Below are 22,787 nucleotides of genomic sequence, written 5' to 3' on the forward strand. Positions count from 1 at the left end.
ATATAATAGAAACATAAGGAGGAGAGAAACTAATGAATAGTAATGATTTAATTGTCCTGAATTTTGAGGAGGTTCGTCGTCGAAGTATTAAGGTATGGATTTCTATTCCTGATGAAATGCTAAATTGGCGTCCAGATTTGGAAGCTTTGTCATGCAAAGAAATGATCAGGCATGTTATTGAGGGGGAGTACCTCTACCACCAAATACTAGAGAATCATGGTTCTTCAAATCTCCATGATATTTATAATCCATATGAATCAAAAGTATTTACTACAGTTGAGGAAGAATTAGAGTTTGCTCGTACTTATAGACAGAAATTCTTGAATTTCATTAAATCACTCAGTAATGATGATTTATCAAACATAAAAATAGATCGATCTGATGCCGGTTATATTCGACCGCTTGGGGACATGCTTCTTAGAATCGCTTATCATGAATCGGTTCATATGGGCCAACTTCTTGACTATTTACGCACAGCTGGTGTGGAAAGAACAAATATATGGGATTAGTTTATAAATGATCAACAAAACTTTTCCTGAGGAAGACTTATCTACAATAAGGGGGGTACTTAGGGGCATGGTTTTTAATATTATATAACTGGAAGGAAAGGTTTAGGGGGAATTTCATGAAAAAACTAACGAGTGAAAAATTGTTTTCTTTAAGTACGGTCGGCAACCATACTGCGTATAAGTAGAAGAATAGTTTAATAAAGCATTTCGGAGACAAGAGTGAGAAATGGGGTAGAATTAAATATGGATATATCTATTCGAAACGCCGAGCAAAGTGATTACGTGTCTTTGTTGCCTCTATTTAGGCAGATTCATGAATTCCACGTTTTTGTAAGACCAGATTTGTACAAAGAGAATTCCACTCCAGTCGAACAAGCGTTTTTTGAAAGCCAGTTAATTGACGATAAACAGCACATTTTTGTGGCTATTAAAAGCAATGAGATAGTCGGCGTTGTAGTGACAATGGAAGAAGAAGTAACTGAAAACACTTTTGTTAAAGAGAGGAAAGTATTGTTTATAAAGAGTTTATGCGTTGCTGAAACTCATAGAAAGAAAGGTATCGGAAAAAAACTAACTAAATACGTTTTTGATTTTGGAAGAAGTCTCCAAGTTGATAGTATTGAATTGGGAGTATCCGAGGAAAATACATCTGCCATCGAATTTTATCGGTCAATTGGAATGACAACAAAGGGTAGAAAAATGGAAATTAAATTGAATTAACTAGTGCGTTAATCTTGGAAAATTAACGCTACTTTTCGAAGAGGTATTTAAAACTAAATGGGCAGTTTTGTCAAAACATAATTATCACTCATTAGTAAATAAGGGGATTGAGTAGTTTGGAAATAATTCAGCAATGGAATCAAAGTGAAACCGACTTTATTAGGAAGAGATTAATAGAATACAATATGGAGAAACTCCCTGATGAACTTAAAACACCGAATGAAAACATTAGTTTCGTGATAAAAGATGATAAAGGAGAAATTGTTGGCGGTATTACAGGGGAAATGTTTTGGCACCATTTACATATTGATATTTTATGGGTCGATGAGAATTTTAGGGAGAATGGGTATGGGAGCAAATTAGTAAAAAAATTGGAGGACTTTGCAATAGAAAAAGGAAGCAGGTTTATTTATCTTGATACATTTAGTTTCCAAGCCCCTGAATTCTATAAAAAGAATGGGTATGAAGTTTTTGGTATGCTTGAAGATCACCCAAAAGGGTTTAATCAATATTTTTTACATAAAAAATTGGAAGCATAGTTATTAAGTAACAAGCTATTTAAAAGAATATGGAAATCGTCCATAATGTCCCGCACTAGCAGCGTATCTTACTACTAGCCACACTTTTTTATTATATAAAATTAGGAGTTGAAATGGTTTATGAAACCACGAATTACAGTAATTACATTAGGTGTAGATGATTTGGAAAGATCTTTAAAGTTCTATCAAGACGGATTAGGGCTTCCAACAGAAGGGATAGTTGGTAAAGAATTTGAGCATGGTGCTGTGGCCTTTTTTGACTTTCTATCTGGCATAAAGCTTGCTATTTTTGAGCGCAAAAACATTGCACAGGATGCTCAAATTGACCAGACCATACCTAGTCCAACTGAATTTACCATTGGTCATAATGTGGAAAATAAAGAAGAAGTTGACAAAGTAATGGAGCAGGCAAGGAAGGCTGGGGCAATTATAACGGTTGAACCACATGACACGTTTTGGGGTGGTTACGCTGGTTACTTTCAAGACCCGGATGGCCACTTGTGGGAAGTAGTATGGAATCCACATTTGGAGATCAACGAATAACTCAATTTAAACTATCTATTTAATGGAGCGCAATTGTTTTATAAGAGCGTAACTTAATAACACAAAGGAGTGGGTCTTTTATTAAGACAAAAGTTATTGAATTCTTATTTAACGGAGAAAAGTATAAACTCGCGAGAGCCTTTCTTACCATTTTGTTACTTTTAGTTGCCTTATATATATCGTATGTTTTTGAAGTTCCTATAATTGATGTCTACGTACCTCTTTTAGTCTTTGCATTGGTGTTGTCTGTATTTCAAATAACGTGGTACAACAAGAAAAAGAACATCAAAACAACGGCTAGAGATTGGATAGTAATCGTAATATGTTTAATTATTTTGATGATATGGGGTTTTATAAAGGTGCAGGAAAACAAATTAGCTAATGAAGTTTATGACGTGATTGAAGAAAAAGTTCAAGATGAAACGTTTTCGGTAGAATTTATAGACGAAGTGGACTACAAAGAAAAAGAATACATTTTCGTTAGATATACCATTAAAGGTGACCCAACTGAATATCTGGGATGGTATTATCGGAAAGATGGAGAATTGGTTCATGATGTAACAAGAGAAATAGGGAATGAAAATGATTAGTTTGTTCAATTAACGCTACTTTTCGTAAGAAAGAACATGGGTTAAATTCAAGAACATCAATCATCATGCTGATTGTTGCTTTTAAAATTGAATTTTTCTTGATTTTACTTTCTATACAAACAGCAAATTGGAACAAACATTCGCATAAAGTTATAATGATAGAAACAAATTTAAGGGAGTTGTGCTTTATGAGTCAAAGAGTTTCCTACTATGATGTGGCACCTGAGGGTATGAAGATTGTGATGGATATGGAGAAATACACTAAAAAGTCTTCGATTAGTCGTACTACAAGAGAACTTATTAAAATCAGGGTTTCCCAAATTAACGGCTGTGCTTTTTGCATAGATGTGCATACATCTGATGCTCGTAAAATGGGTGAAGCGGAGCAAAGAATTTATTGTTTAGATGCTTGGAAGGAATGTAACTTTTATACACCTGAAGAAAGAGTAGCTCTAGAACTATCTGAGCATATTACATTAATCCCTACAAAAAGAGTTCCTGAAGAACTTTATAAACGGGTACGTAAGCAATTTGATGAGAAACAATATGTGGACCTTGTTCTCATTATTAATCAAATCAACAATTTGAACAGAATCTCTATTGCAATGGGAAATACACCAACTGAGAAATAGTTTCTCTCAAGGAACTTTTTATGATTTTTACTTTTACATTAAGTAAGACCCATTTATTGAAGGCACATCCTCTAATACAAACGTCCGGCATATATAAAAGGAGCAAACTATTTTGCTCCTTTTATTTTGTAGTTATTTCTTCTTCAGCTGCCTGAGATATCCCATGGAAGAGGCATATGCTGCTGTTCTTGCAGGGACCCCTTTTTTCATTAAGTTCTCTGCGGTTTCTTCAATCATTTCTCCAGTACCTTTGTTTTTCAAAGCAGACCCTCCTTTCTCGTTTATTATCTGTGGAGTAGGAGAAATTATTTGCCCGAGATCTAATGCTTAGAAATCCAAAAGCTGTGTTAATGCCTCGTGTTAAACTAGTCAGATAGGTTCTCACGGTGATAAATTTAGTAAGGAGGACGTAAAGTCGATAACATCTGCTTATTTAGGGTTAACCTTTTGGGTAAGCGGGGGAAATCTTGGGTTGAGGGGAACTATATAGGTTGCTGAGCCCTTCTTAGTGCACGTACTTTTAAGTATCCGTAATTTTCGGACATTTTTATAGATTTGTAGGATATTAAGAACAAAGTGAAATTGTTACACTTTATGTAAGCGCTTAATAACTAAAGGGGGAACAAAATGAAAGCATTAAAATTTTTATTTCTAGGAGTAGTGGTAACTTTAGGTTTAGCTGCATGTGCAGATAGTGAAGAAACCCAGTCTAAGGAAGGGGTAATTGAATTAACACTTTGGAATGACTGGACAGAGGACCGTCCAGAAAATACGGTTTACAAAGATATTATTGAAAAATTTAATGCGGAACACGATGATATTGAGATTATAAGTGAAAGTACTCCTCATGACGACTATGAGATTAAATTGCGGACACAGGCTGCTGGGAATCAATTGCCAGATTTGATGCGCGTATGGCCTGGAACGAGAATAGAGCCATTCGTCGAGGGGGATGCCCTGTTACCGTTAAACCCCATTATTGATCATTGGGAAGGGACAATTCCCGAGGAGATCTTACAGGATTATGCATTAGGAGAAAATAACTATGCAATTCCATCGAATGTTAGTGAAACAAGTCTGATTTTCTATAACAAACAGCTTGTAAGTGAAGCAGGATTTGATGAATTTCCGTCAACCTATAAGGAACTTAAGGAATTAGTGGATAGCTTGAATAGCGATAATGTTACGCCGATCTCTGTTGGGAATAAAGCGATTTGGCCATTACAATCTGTCTTTATTTCTGGAATTGCGGATCGTTATACAGGTAGTGACTTCCTCCACAATGTATTGAATGAGGATGGAACGTTTGAAAATGAACAATTTATTAATGCCCTAACTGTCATTGATGATTTGACGAAATCTGGAGCATTTAATGAAGATATGAATACGATTGACGAAGCTCAATCTAGAAATGAATTTATTAAAGGGTCAACTGCGATGCATTTTGCAGGCTCCTGGGCTATTGGGCCAATCATGGATAGTGTAGATGATCTGGAGAATATTGGTGTTGCACCTTTTCCTTCTTTTGAAGGTGGAGAGGGAGACGCATCTAAAATTTCTGGAGTCGCCGGTGGTGGAATTGCCGTTAATAGCCAACTTAGCGAAGAAGAGCAGGAGGCAGCATTTGAGTTTCTTAAATTTTACTATAGTGAAGAACTGTTCCAAGAATTAGTCAAGGCAAATATTATCGTTCCAGCTGATGTAGAAATGGACGATAGTATACCAGAAGTGTTTAAGGAGGCAAACAGCTTAGCTCAAAATGGGCTCTCGCCTGTTTATGATGCGACCTTATCACCGGAGTTGACGGACATTATTAATAATGGGCTTCAATCCATTACAATTGGGGATACAACACCAGAAGAGCTTGCAGCAGAAATGCAAGCAGAATTGGAAAAAACGAATGAATAATCAATTTATACACAGGTTGCCGGCTTTTGCGGCAGCCTGTGAAAATTGGAGGACGAGAAGATGCAGCTAACGCATAAAAGTAAAGCAGCAATTATGATCGGTTTACTTCCCGCCTTTCTGATTTATGCTGTCTTTGCCATTTATCCCATTTTGCAATCCTTTTATTACTCCTTGATGGAATGGGATGGATTTACTGATATGACCTTTGTTGGTCTAGATAACTTTCGGAATCTATTTGCAGATCCTTTGTTTTGGAATTCGGTTAAAAATAATATCTACGTTGTGCTTGCCTCTCTTTTAGGTCAGATACCACTTGCGTTGTTCTTTGCACTTTTACTCAATCGTAAGATAAAAGGACTTAAATTCTTTAGAACGGTTGGCTTTCTCCCGGTGGTACTTTCAACGGTCGTTATCTCATTAACTTGGAGCTTGATTTATAATTCTCAGAATGGAATGTTAAACGAAATTCTGAGAAACATTGGACTTGGTGTGATGGCACAAAACTGGCTTGGTGATACGAAGTGGGTAATGGCCGCCGTCTTGGTTACCGTCATTTGGCAATTCATCGGGCTTTACTTAATTATTTTTCTTGCTGCATTACAGAATGTACCAACAGAAGTTTTAGAAGCAGCAAAAATGGACGGAGCTTCTGAATGGACGACAACCTTTAAAATTACAATCCCAATGATCTGGCATACGATTATTGTCGCGGTAATTCTATGCATCTCCGGGAGTCTAAAGACGTTTGATCTTATTTATGTCATGACAAATGGTGGGCCAGCTCATTCTTCTGATGTAATGGCACTCTATATGTTCAATGAGACATTCAATAAACTGCAATATGGATATGGTAGTGCGGTTTCTGTATTCATCTTCTTCTTTAGTCTTATATTAATTTTTATTGTGACGAAGTTATTTGGAAGGAAACTAATTTAAGGAGGGAGTGTGAATGAATTCTACATTACCTATTGAGAAAAATAAGAACAAACAAAATGAATCAAAAATCAAGAAAAGGGTCACAAGAATTATCATTTATACATTACTGAGCCTGTTTGCACTTATAAATGTTTATCCCATCATTTGGATGGCGATAAACTCGTTTAAGTCTGAACAGGAGTTTACGGTTAATCAGTTTGGTTTTCCTTCAAAATTCAACTTTGAAAACTATGCCAATGCTTGGGAAATAGCGAATCTCGGTGTGTTATTTAAAAACAGCATTTTTATCTGTGTCACGGCAACCGTTGTGACCGTGATTATAGGAGCTTTGGCCTCTTATTTCCTGGCCAGGTTTCATTTTAAGTTGAATAAGGTAATATATACGTTTTTTATCTTTGGGTTGTTGATCCCGATTCATGCCACACTTGTACCGATGTTTATCCTAATGAAAAACCTTGGGCTGCTCAATACCGAAATTACATTGTTATTTCCTTATATTGCTTTTCATTTGCCGATAACCATTTTTATTTTAACCAGCTTTATGAGGGCGTTTCCTAAGGATATTGAGGAATCTGCCATTATGGATGGTGCTGGGATATTCCGAATCTTTTGGTCCATCATTCTACCAATGTCACGACCAGCAGTTGCTACGGTTATCATTCTTAATTTCATATATAATTGGAATGAGTTCTCTTTTGCTTTAGTGCTGATTAATGATCCGGAATTGCAAACATTACCACTGGGGCTGGCTAATTTTGCAGGGCAATTTACAACAAACTATGGGGCACAAATGGCAGGATTAACGATGTCACTTGTTCCAATTGTGATTTTCTATCTGTTATTAGAAAAAGAGATTGTAAATGGTATGACCTCCGGAGCAGTAAAGGGCTAATTGCAGCAATAAAAAGCTAAAGGATAGGTTAAATCATGTTAAAGAGATGGGGCTTGAAGAGGAAGTTTATTACATTTTTCTTAGCATTAACTGTACCAATTCTGGTTATTAGTATCTTAATCTATTATCAAACTGGAATTGTATTGAAAAAACAGGCAGTAGAGGAGGCAACGGAGAGGTTAAATAGAAATGAGCAGAATCTGTTAGATGTCTTTTCAACGGTAGAAACGATGTCTTCCTACATGATTTACGACCGTAATTTTCGGGAGATGTTTACTGCTACAGAGGAAGAAATCTACCAACCTGAATATAGGGAAGCAATGGAGGTGATAAAAGGATATTTTACATTTCAGCTTATCTCCAACCCTTACATTAATTCTATTTCATTAATTAGTAAGGACGGTCATCTAGTTGAACATGGTGAACCAGTAAAAGGAAACGAGTCAAAACTTGATCAGGCTGCAAAGGACGCAAACGGCAGCGCGGTCTGGAGTGATCCCTATCAAGTAACGAGCAGTTGGAATGATGATAAATATGTAATCAGTCTATCCAGACTGATTAATGATATGAATAATATAAGTGAACAAATTGGTTTAGTTCGTATACGGCTTGATCCAACAGCCTTGTATAACCAAATGGAAGTTCCTTCTCAACGCGGTGAATATTTTATTTTTTCGGATCAAGGAGAAGTCATCCTCCATCAAGATGCTGATTTAATTGGCAAGCAATTTCCGGATGCTGGTCTCACAGACTGGGTCACAGAGGGAAAGGAAGATTTCTTCAGTTATCAAGATGGTGATAGCCACTATCTCGTTGTTAAAAATCAACTTGCTAATACAGACTGGTTCTCTGTAACGGCAATAGATGAAGGTAAACTAGTAGCAGATTTAACGAACGTACGGGTATTGATTGGCTATTTAATTGGTATTCTTCTCTTAGCAGGAATGTTGTTCTTTCTTTTATTTTACCATTCTACTATTAAACGGGTTATTGAATTGACCAATCAGACAAAGCAAGTGGCGAATGGGGATTTTACTGCCAGTGTGTATGTAGACTCTGACGACGAGATTGGAAAACTCGGACTTCGTTTTAATAAGATGGTGAAAAGAATTCAAAGACATATTGAAACAGAGTATAAGTTAAAAATAAAGCAGAGAGAATCAGAGTTAAAAGCATTACAGAATCAAATTAACCCACACTTTTTGTACAATACGCTAGATATGATTCGCTGGAATGCAAGGTTCGAAAATGCACCGGAGACCGGACATCTAATTGAACGCCTTTCCAAAATATTTAGGATGAACCTGAATAACGGGAAAACATGGGTAAGGTTTAAAGAAGAGATCGAATATAGTCAAGCCTACCTTGAACTGCAAAAAAAGCGGTTAGGTGAACAACTAGATTATCATATTGAGATCGATCATGATCTGAAAGATTATTATGTGATGAAGCAGGTGATCCAACCTTTAATGGAAAACAGTATTCAACATGGTATAAAAAACTTACCGAGACAAGGAATCATCCGAGTTCATTGTTACCAAAGGAACAATCAAGCTGTGATCGATGTAATGGATAATGGTTGGGGATTTAGTGAAGCAAAGAAGAATGGTGAAGAGCACGCTGGGTTTGCTTTAAAAAATCTACATGATCGCATATCGATCGTATTTGGCAAACCGTATGGTCTCATCCTTTTGGATACAGACGAAGGGGCAGCCGTTCGATTGCTTCTGCCACTTTTAAATGAGGAAAAATCCAAAGAATTAGGTGATTAGTTGATGCCATTCAAGTTACTCATTGTCGATGACGAACCAATTACCAGACGTGGCTTAAGGCAGACAATTTATTGGGGAAAACACCAGATTGAATTTGTTGAAACGGCAATGGATGGGGTGGACGCCATCCATAAAATAAACGATATGGGTGGTGTCGATCTTGTCTTGTCAGATGTCCGAATGCCGAACATGGATGGTCTGCAACTGGCTTCATATTTACAGCAGCACTATCCTAAGACGAAAACAATGCTCATTAGTGGTTATGACGAATTTGCGTATGCCAAAAAAGCAATGCAATCAGGAGTAAAGGACTACTTGCTGAAACCAGTTGATATTGGTGAACTAGAGTTAAAAGTAGAGAAACTTATTAGTGAAATAGAAGAAGAACAACAAATAAAAGACGAATTACAGAAAAGCGAAATCAAAAATGCTATTTTCCAACAGATTTACCATACTACTGATAACAATTCACCTCTTCAGGTAGGGCTAAATGTAAGGGTTTACCCATTTGTTTGTCTGGTAAAGGATTATGTCCAGCAAGCGCAGCATTACTCGAAGCAAGATATGGAAATATTTCTCCACAATATAAAGCAATCGATTGAGCGCGTAGCGGAGGAGCTTGGATTTGAAACGATATCGATGTATATGAGTAAAGGATTACTGTTCACCTGTCTCATACAAAGCCGTGATAGAGAGTTCTATTTAGAAAAGCACATAGAAGACGTGATGAAACAAGTCGCTTATTATTCCCTATCTTTTGTATGGAGTGATTCGGTTATAGCTATTGCTGATATAAAGGATAAATATAGCGATCTCTTAAAGGTTTGTAAGTATTTCCCGCTAGTTGGGGAGAATGAAATACTTTTTTCCAATCATAAACTGACACGGCCAGTGGCGCAGAATTATCCTCATGACATCGAGAAAGAATTAATGGAAGTACTCTATCATGTGGAATGGAAGGAAAGTGACCAGATACAATCCCATGTCGAGAAGCTATTTCGCTATTTTAAAACAAACACATTCTTCCTTCACGAGGTAAAGGACGTGTGCACACAGGTCCTTAATAATTTGTTGAAGGAATATGAAGGATTACCAGGTATAAAAGCCGTACATGCCGATTTTCATTACCAACAATCAATTGACCTTCTTTTATTCAATTCATACGCCTTGTTACAGCGTTTGTTTGAACAAGATATTGAGCGAATAAGAGAAAAGCTGGATTTAAAAAAGGTAGAGAAAGCAGATTGGCTTGTCCAGCAAGCAGAAGAATATATTCGGTCCTATTACCGTTCTGCAATAAAAGTTCAAGAAGTGGCAGATGTCATTAATGTATCCGCTAACTATTTCAGTACGTTGTTTAAACAGAAAACGGGAGATAACTTTAATGAATATGTCAATCGTTTAAGAGTGGAGGAAGCAAAATCATTACTTGTAAATACCCCGTTTAAAGTAAGTGAAATATCGAAACAGGTTGGCTTTAGAGAGTATAAATATTTTGTGCATGTATTCAAGAAATTCTCTGGGGTGACACCAACTAATTACCGAAAGTTGACAGTAAGTGAGTAACTTCATGTATAAAAACAAGGAGGTAATAGTAATGACAAATGTAAAAGTAAAGATCCCGAATGATTTTATGCTGGGTGCCGCAGTTTCAGCCTGGCAGACTGAAGGATGGGTAGGGAAGAAGGAATCTCAGGATTCTTACTTAGATCTCTGGTATAAACATAATAAACATGTTTGGCATAATGGGTTCGGTCCAGCTATCGCAACAAACTTCTATGAACGATATGAGGAAGATATTCAAAACATGAAAGAAATTGGATTAACACATTTTCGGACATCGATTAACTGGTCGCGGTTTTTAGTAGATTATAAGAATGCAGTGGTAGATGAGGAGTATGCCTCCTATGTGGATGATGTCATTAATAAGCTCATTCAAAACGGTATTGAACCAATGATTTGTCTAGAACATTATGAGGTACCAGCTGAATTATTTGAGGAATATGGCGGCTGGGGATCTAAACATGTAGTTGAATTATTCATTGCGTATGCAGAGAAAGTTTTTGAACGTTATGGGGACCGTGTCAAACATTGGTTTACCTTTAATGAACCAATTGTTGTTCAGACACGTGTCTATTTAGATGCCATTCGCTGGCCGTTTGAACAGAATACAAAAAAGTGGATGCAGTGGAATTATAATAAAGGCTTGGCAACAGCTAAGGCAGTCAAGTTATTTAAAGAAATGGAACTCAAGGAAAAATACGGTGCAAAAATTGGTGTCATTCTTAATCCAGAAGTGACGTATGCTCGTTCAACTGCTGAACATGACCAACAGGCAGCGAAAATGTATGACTTGTTTTTCAATCGCGTCTTTCTTGACCCTTCTATAAAAGGGGAATATCCAAAGGAATTATTTGATGTAATGGAAAAACACGCTATCACCTTTGATTATACAGAGGAAGAACTAACTTTGATTAAGGAAAATACAGTAGATTATGTTGGTCTAAATCTTTATTTTCCCCATCGCGTTAAGGCCCGTACTTCTGCTTGGAATGAAGAAGCTCCTTTTCATCCCTCGTATTACTATGACATGTTTGAACTACCTGGGAAGAAAATGAATCCTTACCGTGGTTGGGAAATCTACCCCAAAATCATGTATGATATGGGCATTCGAATGAAAGAGGAATATGGCAATATCGAATGGTTCATAGCTGAAAATGGGATGGGAGTAGAAAATGAAAAAAGATTTAGGAATGATTCGAATATCATTCAAGATGATTACCGTATCGAGTTTATTAGTGAACATTTAAAATGGTTGTTAAAGGCAGTAGATGAAGGAGTTAATTGTATAGGATATATGCTTTGGGCATTCACTGATAATGTATCACCAATGAATGCATTTAAAAATAGATATGGATTAGTGGAAATAGATTTAGAGGATAATCGCAACCGTCACCTGAAAAAGTCTGCTTATTGGTATAAAGAGTTGATAGAATCAAAAGAATTTGAAGCAGTGAATGAAGCGGTTTATAAGTGAAATCTATGGAAAGTTTGAAAAGTGAGGTGACTGAATGAACAAATATTTAGCATTTGATATTGGTGGGACCTTTTTAAAATATGGTGTTGTCTCAGAAGAAATGGGGGTTTTGGAAACAAATAAAGTGAAGACCCCAGACTCCTTGGAGGGGTTATTATCGGCCATGGGGGAAATTTCTCAGTTGTATAAGGATGTTAAAGGGGTGGCAGTAAGTAGTCCCGGTGCCGTTTCTGAAGATGGCTTTATAAAAGGCTCATGTGCTTTGCGTTATTTACACGGTCCCAATATAAAACAATTGATGGAAGAACAGCTAAACGTACCCATTTTCATGGAGAATGATGCACATTGTGCAGGCTATGCCGAGTTCTGGAAAGGAAATGCGAAAGGGAAAAAAGACGTACTTGTTATGGTACTTGGAACAGGAATTGGTGGCGCTGTGTTTAAAAATGGAGTACTGCATAAAGGGGCAAATTTGCATGGGGGTGAATTTGGCTATATGCTTCTGAATACTGCTGTTCAGAATAGTAATGACGTGTGGAGTAGGAGAGCGTCAACCAAGGCATTAGTCAAAGAGGTTGCCAGACAAAAAAATATCGATATGGCATCCCTTTCTGGGGAGCAGGTTTTTAGCATGGCAGAGGCTGGAGATAAAGTTTGCTTGGAAGCTTTGGATAGGTTTTATCACATATTGGCAGTTGGGATTTACAATCTCCAATACATTTATGATCCAGAGATAATTTTAATTGGTGGAGGCATTAGTGCAAGAGAAGATCTGATTGATAACATTAATGAAAAGCTAGACGGAATCATGGAAGCTGTGGATCTCGCAAAAATTAAACCTACCATTGCATCATGTCACTTTCGGCAAGATGCCAATCTGCTTGGAGCAGTGTATGGCTGGCTAAAGGAAAGGGATGGTTGTATTAGAAGAATAAATACGAAATTAAATCTCTGAATATTAAAATTTTTAAAAGGGAGGATAAAATGGAAAACAGTAAATTTATGCAGTTTCTGGAGCGCTTTTTTTTACCGATAGCAGATAAGCTAAATAACAATCGATATTTAGGTGCTTTGCGTGACGGGTTTATGGTAGCATTGCCAATTATAATCTTTGGCTCTATGTTTGTAGTTATTGCAAATCTCCCTTTCTTGGATAGGCTACTAAGCGAGGATGCATACACGGCATATAAGGATGCACTTGGCCCAGCCTCAGCAGCAACTTTAACCATCATGGGAATGTTTGTCATAGTCGGTATTGCATACAAACTAACAGAATATTACGAAGGAGAAGCCATCTATGGAGGGGTTACAGCGCTTGCCTCATTTCTCATCCTAACACCGCAAATGCTTGAGGGTGTTAGTGGCGTAATTCCGACATCGAGTCTTGGAGCAGAAGGGCTATTTCTCGGAATTATAACAGCTTTCATGTCTGCAGAGTTTTATCGTTTCTTTTTGCAGAAAAATTGGATGATCAAAATGCCGCCTGGTGTACCAGAGGCCGTATCCAGATCGTTTAGTTCCTTAATTCCGATTACCATGACCCTATCCATCTTTTTATTGATACGAGTATTATTTAACATTACTTCATTTGAAACGGTGCAAAATTTTATTTATACCGTTATCCAACAACCGATAACAGCTTTGGGAAGTGGATTACCTGCAGCAGTGATTGCGGTGCTCTTAATCCAAGTTTTTTGGTTCTTTGGCTTACATGGACAGATAATCGTAAATTCTGTGATGGATCCGATTTGGATGACCTTATCTCTTGAAAATTATCAGGCGTTCCAAGCTGGAGAAGAGAGACTGCATATTGTAAATAATCAATTTATCGATACATTTATTGTAGGTATGGGTGGTTCAGGAATGACAATGGCCGTTATTTTAGGGCTATTTTTAGTAGCCAAAAGTAAGCAATTGAAGCAGCTTGGAAAACTTGGTGCTCCTCCAGCAGTTTTTAATGTAAATGAACCAATTATCTTCGGGTTGCCGATTATTCTTAATCCACTCGTTGTAATTCCATGGCTATTAGCTCCAGTGGTCGTTACAATCGTTACTTATTTTTCCATGTCGGTTGGCCTAGTCCCTGTGTCAACAGGTGTTCATGTTCCATGGACAACACCCATCTTTATTGGTGGAATGCTAACGACGAATTCGATAGCAGGAGGGATAATGCAATTAGTTAACTTAGTAATTGTGACCTTAATTTGGATTCCATTTCTGAAACTATTGGATAAGCGATATTTTGGAGAGGAACTAGTAGGTGCGAACAATGAAGTGGCTGCCGGTAAAAAGGAATAATAGTAACCTTTATAAAAAGTAAGGCATAAATACGCTAATTCAAGCGAAGGAAGTAAACCTGAACAAAATCGATACCTTAATTAATGGTGCTGGTGTAATCATGAAAATACCATTACCTCTGTAGAGACACATCATCTGGACGGAAACGCCGAAAAGTCTTTTTTTGATATGACGGATGAAGGAGGATTTACAAATGTATTTGATAAAAACTTTAAGGGGGAGCTTTTTAGCTGCGATTGTATTTGGAGAATCTCTTCTTGAGCAAACAGACTCTGCTTTCCAGATTCTCTAAGTCATTCCATAATTCATTTGCTTTAAGGATAAATGGAACATATTCCCCACTCACCATAAGCATAGCGAATAAATTAAGAAGCCTTCACTATAATGTGAGGGCTTCTTCTGTATTTCTTATTTTCTATTCTTCATCTTCGTTTTCTTCTGTGTCCGTATCTTCGCCTGTTTCTTGATCTTCTTGTTCCGTAGAATCTTCTGTTGCTGGGTCCTCTTGGTTGTCCTCATCGTCAGAGCAACCAATTAATAAACCGGTGGATAGGATTGCTGTTAAAGATGCAGTAGCTAATTTCTTCATTTTCAACATAATCACCTTCCTAACAAAAGTTTAATTCACTTATAGTATAAAGCAGATTCATTAACCCACTGTTAAGTAAATGTAATTATCCCTACATAAAGCAAAATTGAGTCTAGTTGGCTATTCGAGGAGAGGAGGCGGGTATTTTGGATTAGGGCTTGAACGTTTTGTGCGTATTTAAGCGTTTGCTCTGAATCCCAAATGTATTTACTCTTTTGTAAAAAGGTATTTTTTTCTCAAGCTACTTATCAATTGATAAGTAGCTTGAGCTTTGATATAAATAAAGAAAGAAAAGCATACATCTATCTTCAAAAGGGAATTCATTAATTTCATTTATCCATGTTGTATGCCTACTAAGAAGAAAGAGAGAGAAAGAAAAATGAAAAAAATATGGAAGGTTTTACTTTTAGTTTTATTAGCAATACTCCTAATTGGAGGAGTCGGTTTTTATTATTGGGCACAACAAACCTATGATGCTTCCGATACGTTATACGAACTTGTTAACAAGGAGGACATACAATCTGAAGAAGATTGGCTATTATTCGAGCCTGAAGGAGAAGCCGACACCGGAGTTATACTGTATCCGGGCGCCAAGGTAGAGCCAGAAGCTTATAGCTATTACGGAAAGCAATTAGCAGCGCAAGGTTACCTAGTGGCCATTCCCAACCTTCGTTTAAACCTCGCGATTCTTGATTTAAACAAAGCCGAGCAAATAATGGAGGAGCACCCTAAGCTGGAGCATTGGTATCTAGCTGGACACTCATTAGGAGGGATCGGAGCAACGAGCTTCGCTATGGACAACCAGGATTTAGTGAATGGTGTTATCTTACTAGGATCCTACCCGAGTGACAGTGCAGATTTCTCAGATGTAGCCATGCCGATGCTTTCCATCTCGGCAGAGTACGATGGCTTATCAACTCAAGATAAAATAGATGATGCGAAACATCTTCTATCTGAACAAGCAGTCATGCATGAGATAAAGGGAGGGAATCACGCTCAATTTGGCATTTACGGGAAGCAAAAAGGGGATGAGGAAGCTTCGATCTCAGTGGAAAAGCAGCAGGATGAAATTATGCAGGTGATCACAGAATGGTTAGATCAACAAGGCGCACCAGAAAACTAATGTAGCAGGTATTCTTTATATTCAGCCTAAAAGGAGGAGGAAAATGGATACGTTCTTATATACATTTTATTCACTCGCCTGTGTAGCACTCCTTGCCTGGAGTCTAAGCGAGACACCAGCAAGGTTCCGCTGGTCCTTACGATCTTTTGTTCACCTTGTGATTATTGGACTTATTTTTGATAATGCCGTGATCGCAAGTGGCAAGTTCATCGGGGAAGGGGAATTTCTGGCATTCTTAAATGAAATGCGCTATTGGTTCCATGCCTTTATTACGCCGACCCTTGTACTTTATGCATTGGGATTATTACGTTTAACGAATGCAAAATGGAGAAGAAGCAGGGTTGCCTTAGGTAGCTTCCTCCTCATTACAGCTGGCCTAATCGTTTATGAAATTCAAACAGGTATCCTTAATAAAACGTTAGAGCCAGTGAGGGAATACGGGGTGTTGCGCTATAACACAGTAGAATCCTCTTCAGGTCCACCAATCATGATTTTATTGGTTATGGTCGTGTTGCTCGTGACGAGTATTATCCTCTGGAAATTGACGAAATGGCCATGGATGTTTGGTGCTCTATGTATTATTCTTGTGTTAAACGTGATCCCATTTGATTTTGCGAGTTCTGCTGTCACAAACGGATTTGAGCTACTTTTAATGCTTTTATTAGTAGTGACGAAAAGGCATTATGAAAAAATAAGTTCTTAGTAGTTTGGGAGCACCTGCAGCTTATTGGGGTGCTCCTAATTTTTTTGCTTTTAGGCATAACGCAAATAGAAACCTCACTTATTCCCCCCCTTTGCAAACTGACCCAACAATGTTTTTAATTCTGCTGCTTCTTTTACTGGATCTACCACAGCTACAGGTTGCACTGTTTTTCGCTTCTTCTTCTGCTCATAAAACCATTCCGGCACTATTTCTGTTTGGACGTTTCCTGTATAGCGTGTATGCTGCCGGGAAAATTGCATTTCTTCATTCCTCGCCTGCTCAACAGTCCGAATTCCTTTCTTTTCCCAGGCTTTTAAAATACCTCGTACATAGCGCCAGGTTATCTTATTTTTCTCCAATGCCTTTTTCATTGCATGAACCAAAAGTTCTTCGTTCATAGCAGCGGCCCACTCCTTTATTTCCTTGGAAATATATGGCGTTAATTCACTGAAGTGTGTCCTGTAGAAATGGCTTGCTGCTGTATTGGTTTGTTTATTATTTTTGTTTATTATTTCGTTTTGTTTAATGAATGGGTCGGGAGTGTGGTCGGAACTGCAGTCTGTTTTGTGGTTGTTTTTCTGGTTGGTTGTTTCTGAATTAGAGTGGCTTTCACTTTTTGTCAGGATTGATTCTTCTTTTGGTTTTTTGGCAGGTCGTGGTTTTGACGGTGTAATTTTGGATGGCGTATTTTCTCCTTGCGTTTGTTCGTAATCTTCAACCTGGGAAATCATTTGATAAATGGCGGATCGATTACTGCCACGATTGGTGACAATAATTCGATTTTTGTCCTGTAGTTCTCTACGTGCAGATTTAAAACTAGTGTTTTTAAGGCCACTTTGGGCTTGGAGCTGGCTTGCTGCTACGGAGAATTGTTCTTTCCACCCGCAAAGGTTTTGGAAATGCATGAGGGAAAACCAAAGAGAGACAGCAGAACTCGATAGCGGCTCAAAGATATTTCGTTTGTGAAAACCGTTGATTTCTTTAATATAATTCATTTTGAAAAACTCCTTTTTCGATAATATAGGTGTCCATAACTACTATCGAAAAAAAGTTGGGGCAGGGGGTACTTTCCTAAATTTTTTTATGTTTACCCTGAGTTTGGTAAGGAGGATAAAAGTAAAAAAACCCAATCTGGGTGTTTTTATGGGTGAACCGGAAGGATTTGTCCGTTATAAAGGTTGTTATCGCTTTGTTGGGCTATTGGAAAGGGAGCCTCTATGTAGTGAAGGAGACAAGCTTTTGGCTCTCAACAATCCTTGTTTTCGTGTTATCCTAATAGAATAGTTTGAATATAAGGAGGAAGAATATACATGATAAAAGCAGTGATTTTTGATTTTGATGGACTTATTTTGGATACAGAAACGGCTTGGTATGATACATATAAACAAATTTTAAAAGAGACATATGATTTTGACCTCCCCCTTTCGGAATTTGTTAAAGGTGTAGGTGGGGAAGATACCGCATTGTTAAGTTACATAGATGAGGAATTAAAAGGGGAATTTCAACTAGAGGGTTTTCAAGAAAAAGTGGATGCTATCCATGCTGAACGAATAAAAGAAGCTAAAGCTAGAGAGGGAGTAGAGGATTATTTACAAGCAGCTTCAGAAGCTGGCTATCAAATTGCACTCGCATCTAGTTCAAAACGCGAATGGGTGACCACACACCTTACAAACCTTGGGTTGATCTCTTACTTTGATCACTTTGTTACTTCAGATGATGTGGAAAATATAAAACCAGCGCCAGACTTGTTCTTAAAGGCTATTGAGGAATTGGCTGTAAAACCAGAGGAAGCCATTGTGTTCGAGGATTCTCTAAATGGGCTGATTGCTGCTCGGAAGGCGAATATAAAAACAATTATTGTGCCAAATCCAGTTACAGAACACCTTCCTTTTGAAGAGCACCATTTAAAAATTGGTTCCATGAAAGAGATGAGTTTGACGGAGATTATCAAGTCAGTAGAGGAAGTAAAGTAACGGTATATTACTAGTTAAGTTGAGCTTAATAAAGCAGACAGGAAGAGGAGGATTTGATGGAAGAACTAAAGGGAGGCTTGGTTGTTTCTTGCCAAGCCCTAGAACATGAACCCCTTCATGGAAATGGACATATGGCAGCAATGGCATTAGCAGCTAAGCAAGGTGGGGCAGTAGGCATTCGTGCAAACGGCCCTGCTGATATAAGACAAATCAAAGAAAAGGTAGACTTGCCAATTATCGGCATATGGAAAAAGGATTATGAAGGCTTTGATGCATTTATTACACCAACGACCGAGGATGCAAGGAGCGTTTCAGAAGCTGGAGCAGATATTATAGCAGTAGATGCAACCGAGCAGACGAGGCCGCAAAAGCTAGACGAATTGGTTGAGTACATACAGCATGTACTAGGTAAGAAGGTGATGGCAGACATTTCCACGCTGAAGGAAGGGAAAAATGCTCACAAATTGGGATGTGACTATATTAGCACAACCTTATCGGGTTATACGTCTTATACCAAAGACAGGGCACAGCCAGATTTTTCTCTTTTAGAAGAGCTAATTAAAGAAGTTTCCACACCAGTAGTGGCGGAAGGGAATTTCGGTAGTCCCGAGCAAGCGAAAAAAGCATTAGAAATTGGTGCAGCTTTTGTAGTGGTTGGAGGGGCAATAACACGACCGCAGCTTATAACCAAAAGCTTTGTTGATGGGATGAAAGAATAGGAAAAAGCTTTATTAGGGCTGATGATTTTAAAGCGTGATCTAATGAAACAAAGGCGATCTTAAATGATCGCCTTTTCTAATCTAAAATTTTACGGTCTGTTTATGGAATATTATGTTAGCATTGAAGCGTGACTTGTTAAACTAATGCAGCAAGTTAGTGCAATAATTTATTATATTTTTATCAGGGAAAGGAGTGTTAATTTGAAGAAAATAACAGTTTTTATCTTTCTTTTGTTTTTGTTAGTAGGATGTAGTCAAAGTAATGTTCAGCATAATAAAGACTTAGAGGATTCTATTTATTCTATTGTAGATGATAAAAATAAAAGTGAGATAAGTATGAAATCATTGACGACTTTCGATTGGGATAAAGCATTCCTTTTTACACCTTATAGTACACAAGAAGCCATAGAAGAAGAATTAGGTACTGACTTCAAAGACACAAGCAATATCAGTATGAGAGATGATATATACCTATTGGTTTTCCTAGACGGAGATAAAGTAGTTCAATATGTTGAAATAGAACGCCGAGGCTCTGACTTTTCAATAAGGGAAAAGGGACACCTTACTCCATCCAATGATGTTATAAGTATTGAAAGGCATTAAGAAGTTTCCTTGTTGGAGTAACAGGTGCTTCTCTTGAGTAAGGATTTGCACCTTTTTTCATTAACGGTGCAATTTAGTAGCACATAATTTAGCGAAAAATCGGCTCCTTAACATGGAGGAGAACGGCTTTTTTGTTTGGATTTTGTTTAAAAATGTAATCTATTTTACCTATACCTCCCGATAAACCTCTTTTGCTTTGTATTACCAATTTGACTAATCAAAATAATTCCCCTTATGTTGTTTATATACTAGTAGAATAATTGCGAGTAAAAAAATGTGGTCCCGTTTTTCTGAAATTTCAAAAATAAAAAATGAAACCAATTATTAAATGACGATGTCTAAAGAGTGAAAGAAAGGAGGTACACAGTGGGAGAGAAAGATTCGCATGCAATTAACGTAAATGAAGAAATTAATATCGATTATCAAGATAAAGAAATAGTAATCGAGCAGCTAATGGAACTTTACGCCGAAAAGGTTTTCCTGCTAGCTTTTTCCTTTGTAAAGGACAGAGGTGTAGCGGAGGACATTTCACAAGAGGTTTTCCTAAAGGCTTATAAGTATCTTGATAGTTTTAGAGGAGAGGCTGCTTTAAAATCCTGGATATATCGCATCACTGTTAATACTTCCAAAGATTTTTTAAAGAAAAATAGCTTGAAGCAACTGATATTAGAGAGTAGCTTCTTTGAAAATTTCAATAGAACCGAAAGTACTGAAACCTCTTTTCTTAAAGCTGACCGCAATGAACAGCTATTACAAACAATCTTAACATTGCCAATAAAATATCGTGCAGTAATTATACTCCATTACTTTTATGATTTAAAAATTAATGAGCTTTCTTCGGTATTGAATTTAAATACGAATACTGTAAAAACAAGGCTTTCAAGAGGGAGAAACATACTGAGACGGAAAATGGAAGCCAAGGAAGGAGAGGTATTTTAGTGAAAGATAAGCTTGAAAAGATACATGAACATTACCGTGAAAATTATTACAGTGAAGAAATAGCTGATCGGATCAAAGATGGTGTTCAGCAGAATATTAAAAATGCGGATAAGATTCAACCTGGGAAAAAGCAGCGACTCAATATAGCAAAGAAACTATTATATGTTACTGCTGTCTGCATCGTATTATTTGGCCTCTTCATCGGATCTGCCTTTATATCACCAGTAATGGCGGAAGTAGCCTCCAAAATACCATTTTTAAATAAGATTTTCGAACAAGAGCCTATTTACGAAAATCTCCTAGAGGAACTTAGGGATAAAGGCTATGATATTGGTGCAGGCGGTTACAGTGTCCGTGATAAAACATATTTTGTGGAGGTTAGGGGATCAGAGGAATATTACAACCAAGTAAGGGAAGAAGTTAAAGAAATTACAAAAGATATCATTTCTTCAAGAGGATATAATGATTTTACGGTAGAAGTGGATAAAGAGAAAATAATGGAGTCTGATAGTGATCCAGCAAATGATCCTAAATATCGAGAGAGCGAGCTTGTGTTTGATGTATTAAACGAGGTTGTGCCGAAATTACAGCAAAAAGGCTATAAAATTGAGCCTAATTACAGTGTTGGTTATACTGGTCCAGACGCTAAAGATATTACGGTGGATTTGGACATCGAGGATACAGAAAAACGTACGGATGAAATTGAAGGAGCAATTCATGAAGGTATTAAAAAGCAAAATATTGAAAAAGAAGTTACGATACAATTTCATCCATTTAATGTTCAAGAAAGGGAAATTGAGAATAAATGGACCAGTGATGTACTGCCAATCATTTGGGAGGGAATGTTAAGTAAAAAAGAGTACAAAACAAAAGGTGTGGGGTACTCCTATAAGAAAGGCACTATGAACATTTTTATAACAACAACTATAGATAAGTCAGACAACGAAGCATCTGAAATAGCAAAAAAAATTGAAATAGCCATTCACGAATTCCTACAATCAGATGATTTAAAAGATATCGTGGATGACACTCCTTATAAAGTTGTCGTTCGAGATAAAGATAGTAAAGATATTAATTAAAAAACAAGGCGATACTTCCCCCCTGTGAAGTATCGCCAATCTATTATTTTGGTAGTTGAAAGGATTGTGTCATCATCCCAAAACTATAATTGGTAAGTCAAATGTATCTAATATTAGTTTGTAAGGTCATCGGAAACACTACTTGGATTAACCAGAAAAATTATGTATTGAACGTCTTATAAAAAACCAACAGTGTAAATAATCATACTTACACTGTTGGGTGCAAGAGTTTAACAAAGGAGCGTCATTTATGGAGATGCTATTTTTGTATTTGAAAAATCATTGGAATTTTATGTTAGAATTAGTATGTGAACAGATATACTTACATTAACGAAGCAGGTTAGTTGAAGAAGGTAATATTTGGATTAAGATAGATATAAGTAGAAAAGTTAATAACAAGGGATCATTTTGTGGAGAAAAGTATTTTGGATGTAGATTTTTTTTAACAAGTAGTAAAAAAGACTTTGCAAAAAAACAATATTTCCCCTGAGAAACCTAAATTCGAAATCATCGATAACGTAATGGTTATTAACATTAAAAACTATTTAAAAGGTGGATTAAACCTTATTTACGAACAATTGGACCTTTAGAAAAGAGCTGAACAAACAAGAAATAGAATTATTGAGGCTTCTGCAGAGTGTCAAGGCATGTTATTTTGATTATAGCAATGAAATGAATACCAT

At 37.1% G+C, this 22,787-nt stretch carries 24 protein-coding genes; 21 read left to right on the plus strand and 3 right to left on the minus strand.

Translation table 11 applies throughout. From position 1 onward, the window contains the following. The first annotated feature begins 32 nt into the window (after positions 1 to 32). From ACTWPF_RS04615 to ACTWPF_RS04640, 6 genes are all read left to right on the plus strand, one after another. On the plus strand, positions 33 to 509 hold the full coding sequence (locus ACTWPF_RS04615) for a DinB family protein (protein ID WP_443148469.1): 477 nt from the start codon (positions 33 to 35) through the stop codon (positions 507 to 509). A gap of 243 nt (positions 510 to 752) precedes the next feature. Continuing rightward, positions 753 to 1,229 carry a GNAT family N-acetyltransferase gene (locus tag ACTWPF_RS04620; protein ID WP_443148470.1) on the plus strand — a complete coding sequence of 159 codons (477 nt, stop codon included), beginning with the start codon at positions 753 to 755 and terminating at the stop codon, positions 1,227 to 1,229. A gap of 116 nt (positions 1,230 to 1,345) precedes the next feature. After that, positions 1,346 to 1,768 carry a GNAT family N-acetyltransferase gene (locus tag ACTWPF_RS04625; protein WP_443148471.1) on the plus strand — a complete coding sequence of 141 codons (423 nt, stop codon included), beginning with the start codon at positions 1,346 to 1,348 and terminating at the stop codon, positions 1,766 to 1,768. 120 nt (positions 1,769 to 1,888) lie between these two features. Beyond that, positions 1,889 to 2,311 (plus strand): VOC family protein, encoded by a 423-nt coding sequence (locus tag ACTWPF_RS04630; RefSeq protein WP_443148472.1) that lies wholly within the window; start codon positions 1,889 to 1,891, stop codon positions 2,309 to 2,311. Positions 2,312 to 2,670: 359 nt separating this feature from the next. Beyond that, positions 2,671 to 2,901, plus strand: a complete 231-nt coding sequence (locus ACTWPF_RS04635) for a hypothetical protein (RefSeq protein ID WP_443148473.1) — start codon at positions 2,671 to 2,673, stop codon at positions 2,899 to 2,901. Between the two features lie 188 nt (positions 2,902 to 3,089). After that, a complete protein-coding gene (locus ACTWPF_RS04640; protein ID WP_443148474.1) occupies positions 3,090 to 3,533 on the plus strand; it encodes a carboxymuconolactone decarboxylase family protein in 444 nt (147 codons plus the stop codon). 132 nt (positions 3,534 to 3,665) lie between these two features. Here the strand turns inward: ACTWPF_RS04640 and ACTWPF_RS04645 are convergent, their stop codons facing one another. Continuing rightward, positions 3,666 to 3,794: a hypothetical protein gene (locus ACTWPF_RS04645; protein WP_443148475.1), complete on the minus strand. Its 129-nt coding sequence runs from the start codon at positions 3,792 to 3,794 to the stop codon at positions 3,666 to 3,668. A gap of 366 nt (positions 3,795 to 4,160) precedes the next feature. Between ACTWPF_RS04645 and ACTWPF_RS04650 the strand changes: the two genes are divergently transcribed. The 8 genes from ACTWPF_RS04650 to celB are packed head-to-tail and all read left to right on the plus strand — an operon-like array spanning position 4,161 to position 14,376. Beyond that, positions 4,161 to 5,441: an extracellular solute-binding protein gene (locus ACTWPF_RS04650; RefSeq protein ID WP_443148476.1), complete on the plus strand. Its 1,281-nt coding sequence runs from the start codon at positions 4,161 to 4,163 to the stop codon at positions 5,439 to 5,441. Positions 5,442 to 5,501: 60 nt separating this feature from the next. After that, on the plus strand, positions 5,502 to 6,377 hold the full coding sequence (locus tag ACTWPF_RS04655) for a carbohydrate ABC transporter permease (protein ID WP_443148477.1): 876 nt from the start codon (positions 5,502 to 5,504) through the stop codon (positions 6,375 to 6,377). 13 nt (positions 6,378 to 6,390) lie between these two features. Further along, the gene (locus tag ACTWPF_RS04660) at positions 6,391 to 7,269 is read left to right on the plus strand and encodes a carbohydrate ABC transporter permease (protein ID WP_443148478.1); all 879 of its coding nucleotides are present in this window, start codon (positions 6,391 to 6,393) and stop codon (positions 7,267 to 7,269) included. Positions 7,270 to 7,304: 35 nt separating this feature from the next. Further along, a complete protein-coding gene (locus ACTWPF_RS04665) occupies positions 7,305 to 9,041 on the plus strand; it encodes a sensor histidine kinase (protein WP_443148479.1) in 1,737 nt (578 codons plus the stop codon). A 3-nt stretch (positions 9,042 to 9,044) separates the two neighbouring features. Continuing rightward, the gene (locus ACTWPF_RS04670) at positions 9,045 to 10,607 is read left to right on the plus strand and encodes a response regulator transcription factor (RefSeq protein ID WP_443148480.1); all 1,563 of its coding nucleotides are present in this window, start codon (positions 9,045 to 9,047) and stop codon (positions 10,605 to 10,607) included. Between the two features lie 31 nt (positions 10,608 to 10,638). Further along, positions 10,639 to 12,078, plus strand: a complete 1,440-nt coding sequence (locus ACTWPF_RS04675) for a glycoside hydrolase family 1 protein (protein WP_443148481.1) — start codon at positions 10,639 to 10,641, stop codon at positions 12,076 to 12,078. 34 nt (positions 12,079 to 12,112) lie between these two features. Further along, positions 12,113 to 13,033: an ROK family protein gene (locus ACTWPF_RS04680; RefSeq protein ID WP_443148482.1), complete on the plus strand. Its 921-nt coding sequence runs from the start codon at positions 12,113 to 12,115 to the stop codon at positions 13,031 to 13,033. A 29-nt stretch (positions 13,034 to 13,062) separates the two neighbouring features. Further along, positions 13,063 to 14,376, plus strand: a complete 1,314-nt coding sequence (celB, locus tag ACTWPF_RS04685) for a PTS cellobiose transporter subunit IIC (protein ID WP_443148483.1) — start codon at positions 13,063 to 13,065, stop codon at positions 14,374 to 14,376. Positions 14,377 to 14,791: 415 nt separating this feature from the next. Here the strand turns inward: celB and ACTWPF_RS04690 are convergent, their stop codons facing one another. Then, complete coding sequence (locus ACTWPF_RS04690) at positions 14,792 to 14,974, minus strand: hypothetical protein (RefSeq protein ID WP_106897680.1); 183 nt, start codon at positions 14,972 to 14,974, stop codon at positions 14,792 to 14,794. Positions 14,975 to 15,344: 370 nt separating this feature from the next. On the opposite strand from ACTWPF_RS04690, the gene ACTWPF_RS04695 reads away from it, so the two are divergent. Together ACTWPF_RS04695 and ACTWPF_RS04700 are read left to right on the plus strand one after the other, a co-directional pair. Next, positions 15,345 to 16,088, plus strand: a complete 744-nt coding sequence (locus ACTWPF_RS04695) for an alpha/beta fold hydrolase (protein WP_443148484.1) — start codon at positions 15,345 to 15,347, stop codon at positions 16,086 to 16,088. A gap of 43 nt (positions 16,089 to 16,131) precedes the next feature. Continuing rightward, complete coding sequence (locus ACTWPF_RS04700) at positions 16,132 to 16,791, plus strand: hypothetical protein (protein ID WP_443148485.1); 660 nt, start codon at positions 16,132 to 16,134, stop codon at positions 16,789 to 16,791. A gap of 74 nt (positions 16,792 to 16,865) precedes the next feature. On the opposite strand, the gene ACTWPF_RS04705 is transcribed toward ACTWPF_RS04700, so the two are convergent. Next, positions 16,866 to 17,786, minus strand: coding sequence for a DnaD domain-containing protein (locus tag ACTWPF_RS04705; protein ID WP_238018375.1), 921 nt, complete (start codon positions 17,784 to 17,786; stop codon positions 16,866 to 16,868). Positions 17,787 to 18,101: 315 nt separating this feature from the next. Between ACTWPF_RS04705 and ACTWPF_RS04710 the strand changes: the two genes are divergently transcribed. From ACTWPF_RS04710 to ACTWPF_RS04730, 5 genes are all read left to right on the plus strand, one after another. Then, complete coding sequence (locus ACTWPF_RS04710) at positions 18,102 to 18,764, plus strand: HAD family hydrolase (protein WP_443148486.1); 663 nt, start codon at positions 18,102 to 18,104, stop codon at positions 18,762 to 18,764. Between the two features lie 53 nt (positions 18,765 to 18,817). Continuing rightward, on the plus strand, positions 18,818 to 19,483 hold the full coding sequence (locus ACTWPF_RS04715; protein ID WP_443148487.1) for an N-acetylmannosamine-6-phosphate 2-epimerase: 666 nt from the start codon (positions 18,818 to 18,820) through the stop codon (positions 19,481 to 19,483). A gap of 201 nt (positions 19,484 to 19,684) precedes the next feature. Next, the gene (locus ACTWPF_RS04720; protein ID WP_443148488.1) at positions 19,685 to 20,086 is read left to right on the plus strand and encodes a hypothetical protein; all 402 of its coding nucleotides are present in this window, start codon (positions 19,685 to 19,687) and stop codon (positions 20,084 to 20,086) included. Positions 20,087 to 20,452: 366 nt separating this feature from the next. Further along, complete coding sequence (locus ACTWPF_RS04725) at positions 20,453 to 21,025, plus strand: sigma-70 family RNA polymerase sigma factor (protein ID WP_443148489.1); 573 nt, start codon at positions 20,453 to 20,455, stop codon at positions 21,023 to 21,025. After that, complete coding sequence (locus ACTWPF_RS04730) at positions 21,025 to 22,104, plus strand: DUF4030 domain-containing protein (protein WP_443148490.1); 1,080 nt, start codon at positions 21,025 to 21,027, stop codon at positions 22,102 to 22,104. The genes ACTWPF_RS04725 and ACTWPF_RS04730 overlap by 1 nt, the downstream gene beginning before the upstream one ends. The last annotated feature ends 683 nt before the right edge of the window (positions 22,105 to 22,787 follow it).

Source organism: Oceanobacillus sp. M65 (assembly GCF_052246275.1).
Lineage (GTDB): Bacteria > Bacillota > Bacilli > Bacillales > Amphibacillaceae > Oceanobacillus_B > Oceanobacillus_B jordanicus.

What these genes read in the sequence shown, in the direction of transcription:
- ACTWPF_RS04620 (WP_443148470.1), top strand. Translation starts at nt 753, where the DNA reads ATGGATATATCTATTCGAAACGCCGAGCAAAGTGATTACGTGTCTTTG.
- ACTWPF_RS04700 (WP_443148485.1), top strand. Translation starts at nt 16,132, where the DNA reads ATGGATACGTTCTTATATACATTTTATTCACTCGCCTGTGTAGCACTC.
- ACTWPF_RS04665 (WP_443148479.1), top strand. Translation starts at nt 7,305, where the DNA reads ATGTTAAAGAGATGGGGCTTGAAGAGGAAGTTTATTACATTTTTCTTA.
- ACTWPF_RS04690 (WP_106897680.1), bottom strand. Translation starts at nt 14,974, where the DNA reads ATGTTGAAAATGAAGAAATTAGCTACTGCATCTTTAACAGCAATCCTA.
- ACTWPF_RS04650 (WP_443148476.1), top strand. Translation starts at nt 4,161, where the DNA reads ATGAAAGCATTAAAATTTTTATTTCTAGGAGTAGTGGTAACTTTAGGT.
- ACTWPF_RS04695 (WP_443148484.1), top strand. Translation starts at nt 15,345, where the DNA reads ATGAAAAAAATATGGAAGGTTTTACTTTTAGTTTTATTAGCAATACTC.
- ACTWPF_RS04615 (WP_443148469.1), top strand. Translation starts at nt 33, where the DNA reads ATGAATAGTAATGATTTAATTGTCCTGAATTTTGAGGAGGTTCGTCGT.
- ACTWPF_RS04670 (WP_443148480.1), top strand. Translation starts at nt 9,045, where the DNA reads ATGCCATTCAAGTTACTCATTGTCGATGACGAACCAATTACCAGACGT.
- ACTWPF_RS04675 (WP_443148481.1), top strand. Translation starts at nt 10,639, where the DNA reads ATGACAAATGTAAAAGTAAAGATCCCGAATGATTTTATGCTGGGTGCC.
- celB (WP_443148483.1), top strand. Translation starts at nt 13,063, where the DNA reads ATGGAAAACAGTAAATTTATGCAGTTTCTGGAGCGCTTTTTTTTACCG.
- ACTWPF_RS04680 (WP_443148482.1), top strand. Translation starts at nt 12,113, where the DNA reads ATGAACAAATATTTAGCATTTGATATTGGTGGGACCTTTTTAAAATAT.
- ACTWPF_RS04630 (WP_443148472.1), top strand. Translation starts at nt 1,889, where the DNA reads ATGAAACCACGAATTACAGTAATTACATTAGGTGTAGATGATTTGGAA.
- ACTWPF_RS04640 (WP_443148474.1), top strand. Translation starts at nt 3,090, where the DNA reads ATGAGTCAAAGAGTTTCCTACTATGATGTGGCACCTGAGGGTATGAAG.
- ACTWPF_RS04655 (WP_443148477.1), top strand. Translation starts at nt 5,502, where the DNA reads ATGCAGCTAACGCATAAAAGTAAAGCAGCAATTATGATCGGTTTACTT.
- ACTWPF_RS04710 (WP_443148486.1), top strand. Translation starts at nt 18,102, where the DNA reads ATGATAAAAGCAGTGATTTTTGATTTTGATGGACTTATTTTGGATACA.
- ACTWPF_RS04705 (WP_238018375.1), bottom strand. Translation starts at nt 17,786, where the DNA reads ATGAATTATATTAAAGAAATCAACGGTTTTCACAAACGAAATATCTTT.
- ACTWPF_RS04660 (WP_443148478.1), top strand. Translation starts at nt 6,391, where the DNA reads ATGAATTCTACATTACCTATTGAGAAAAATAAGAACAAACAAAATGAA.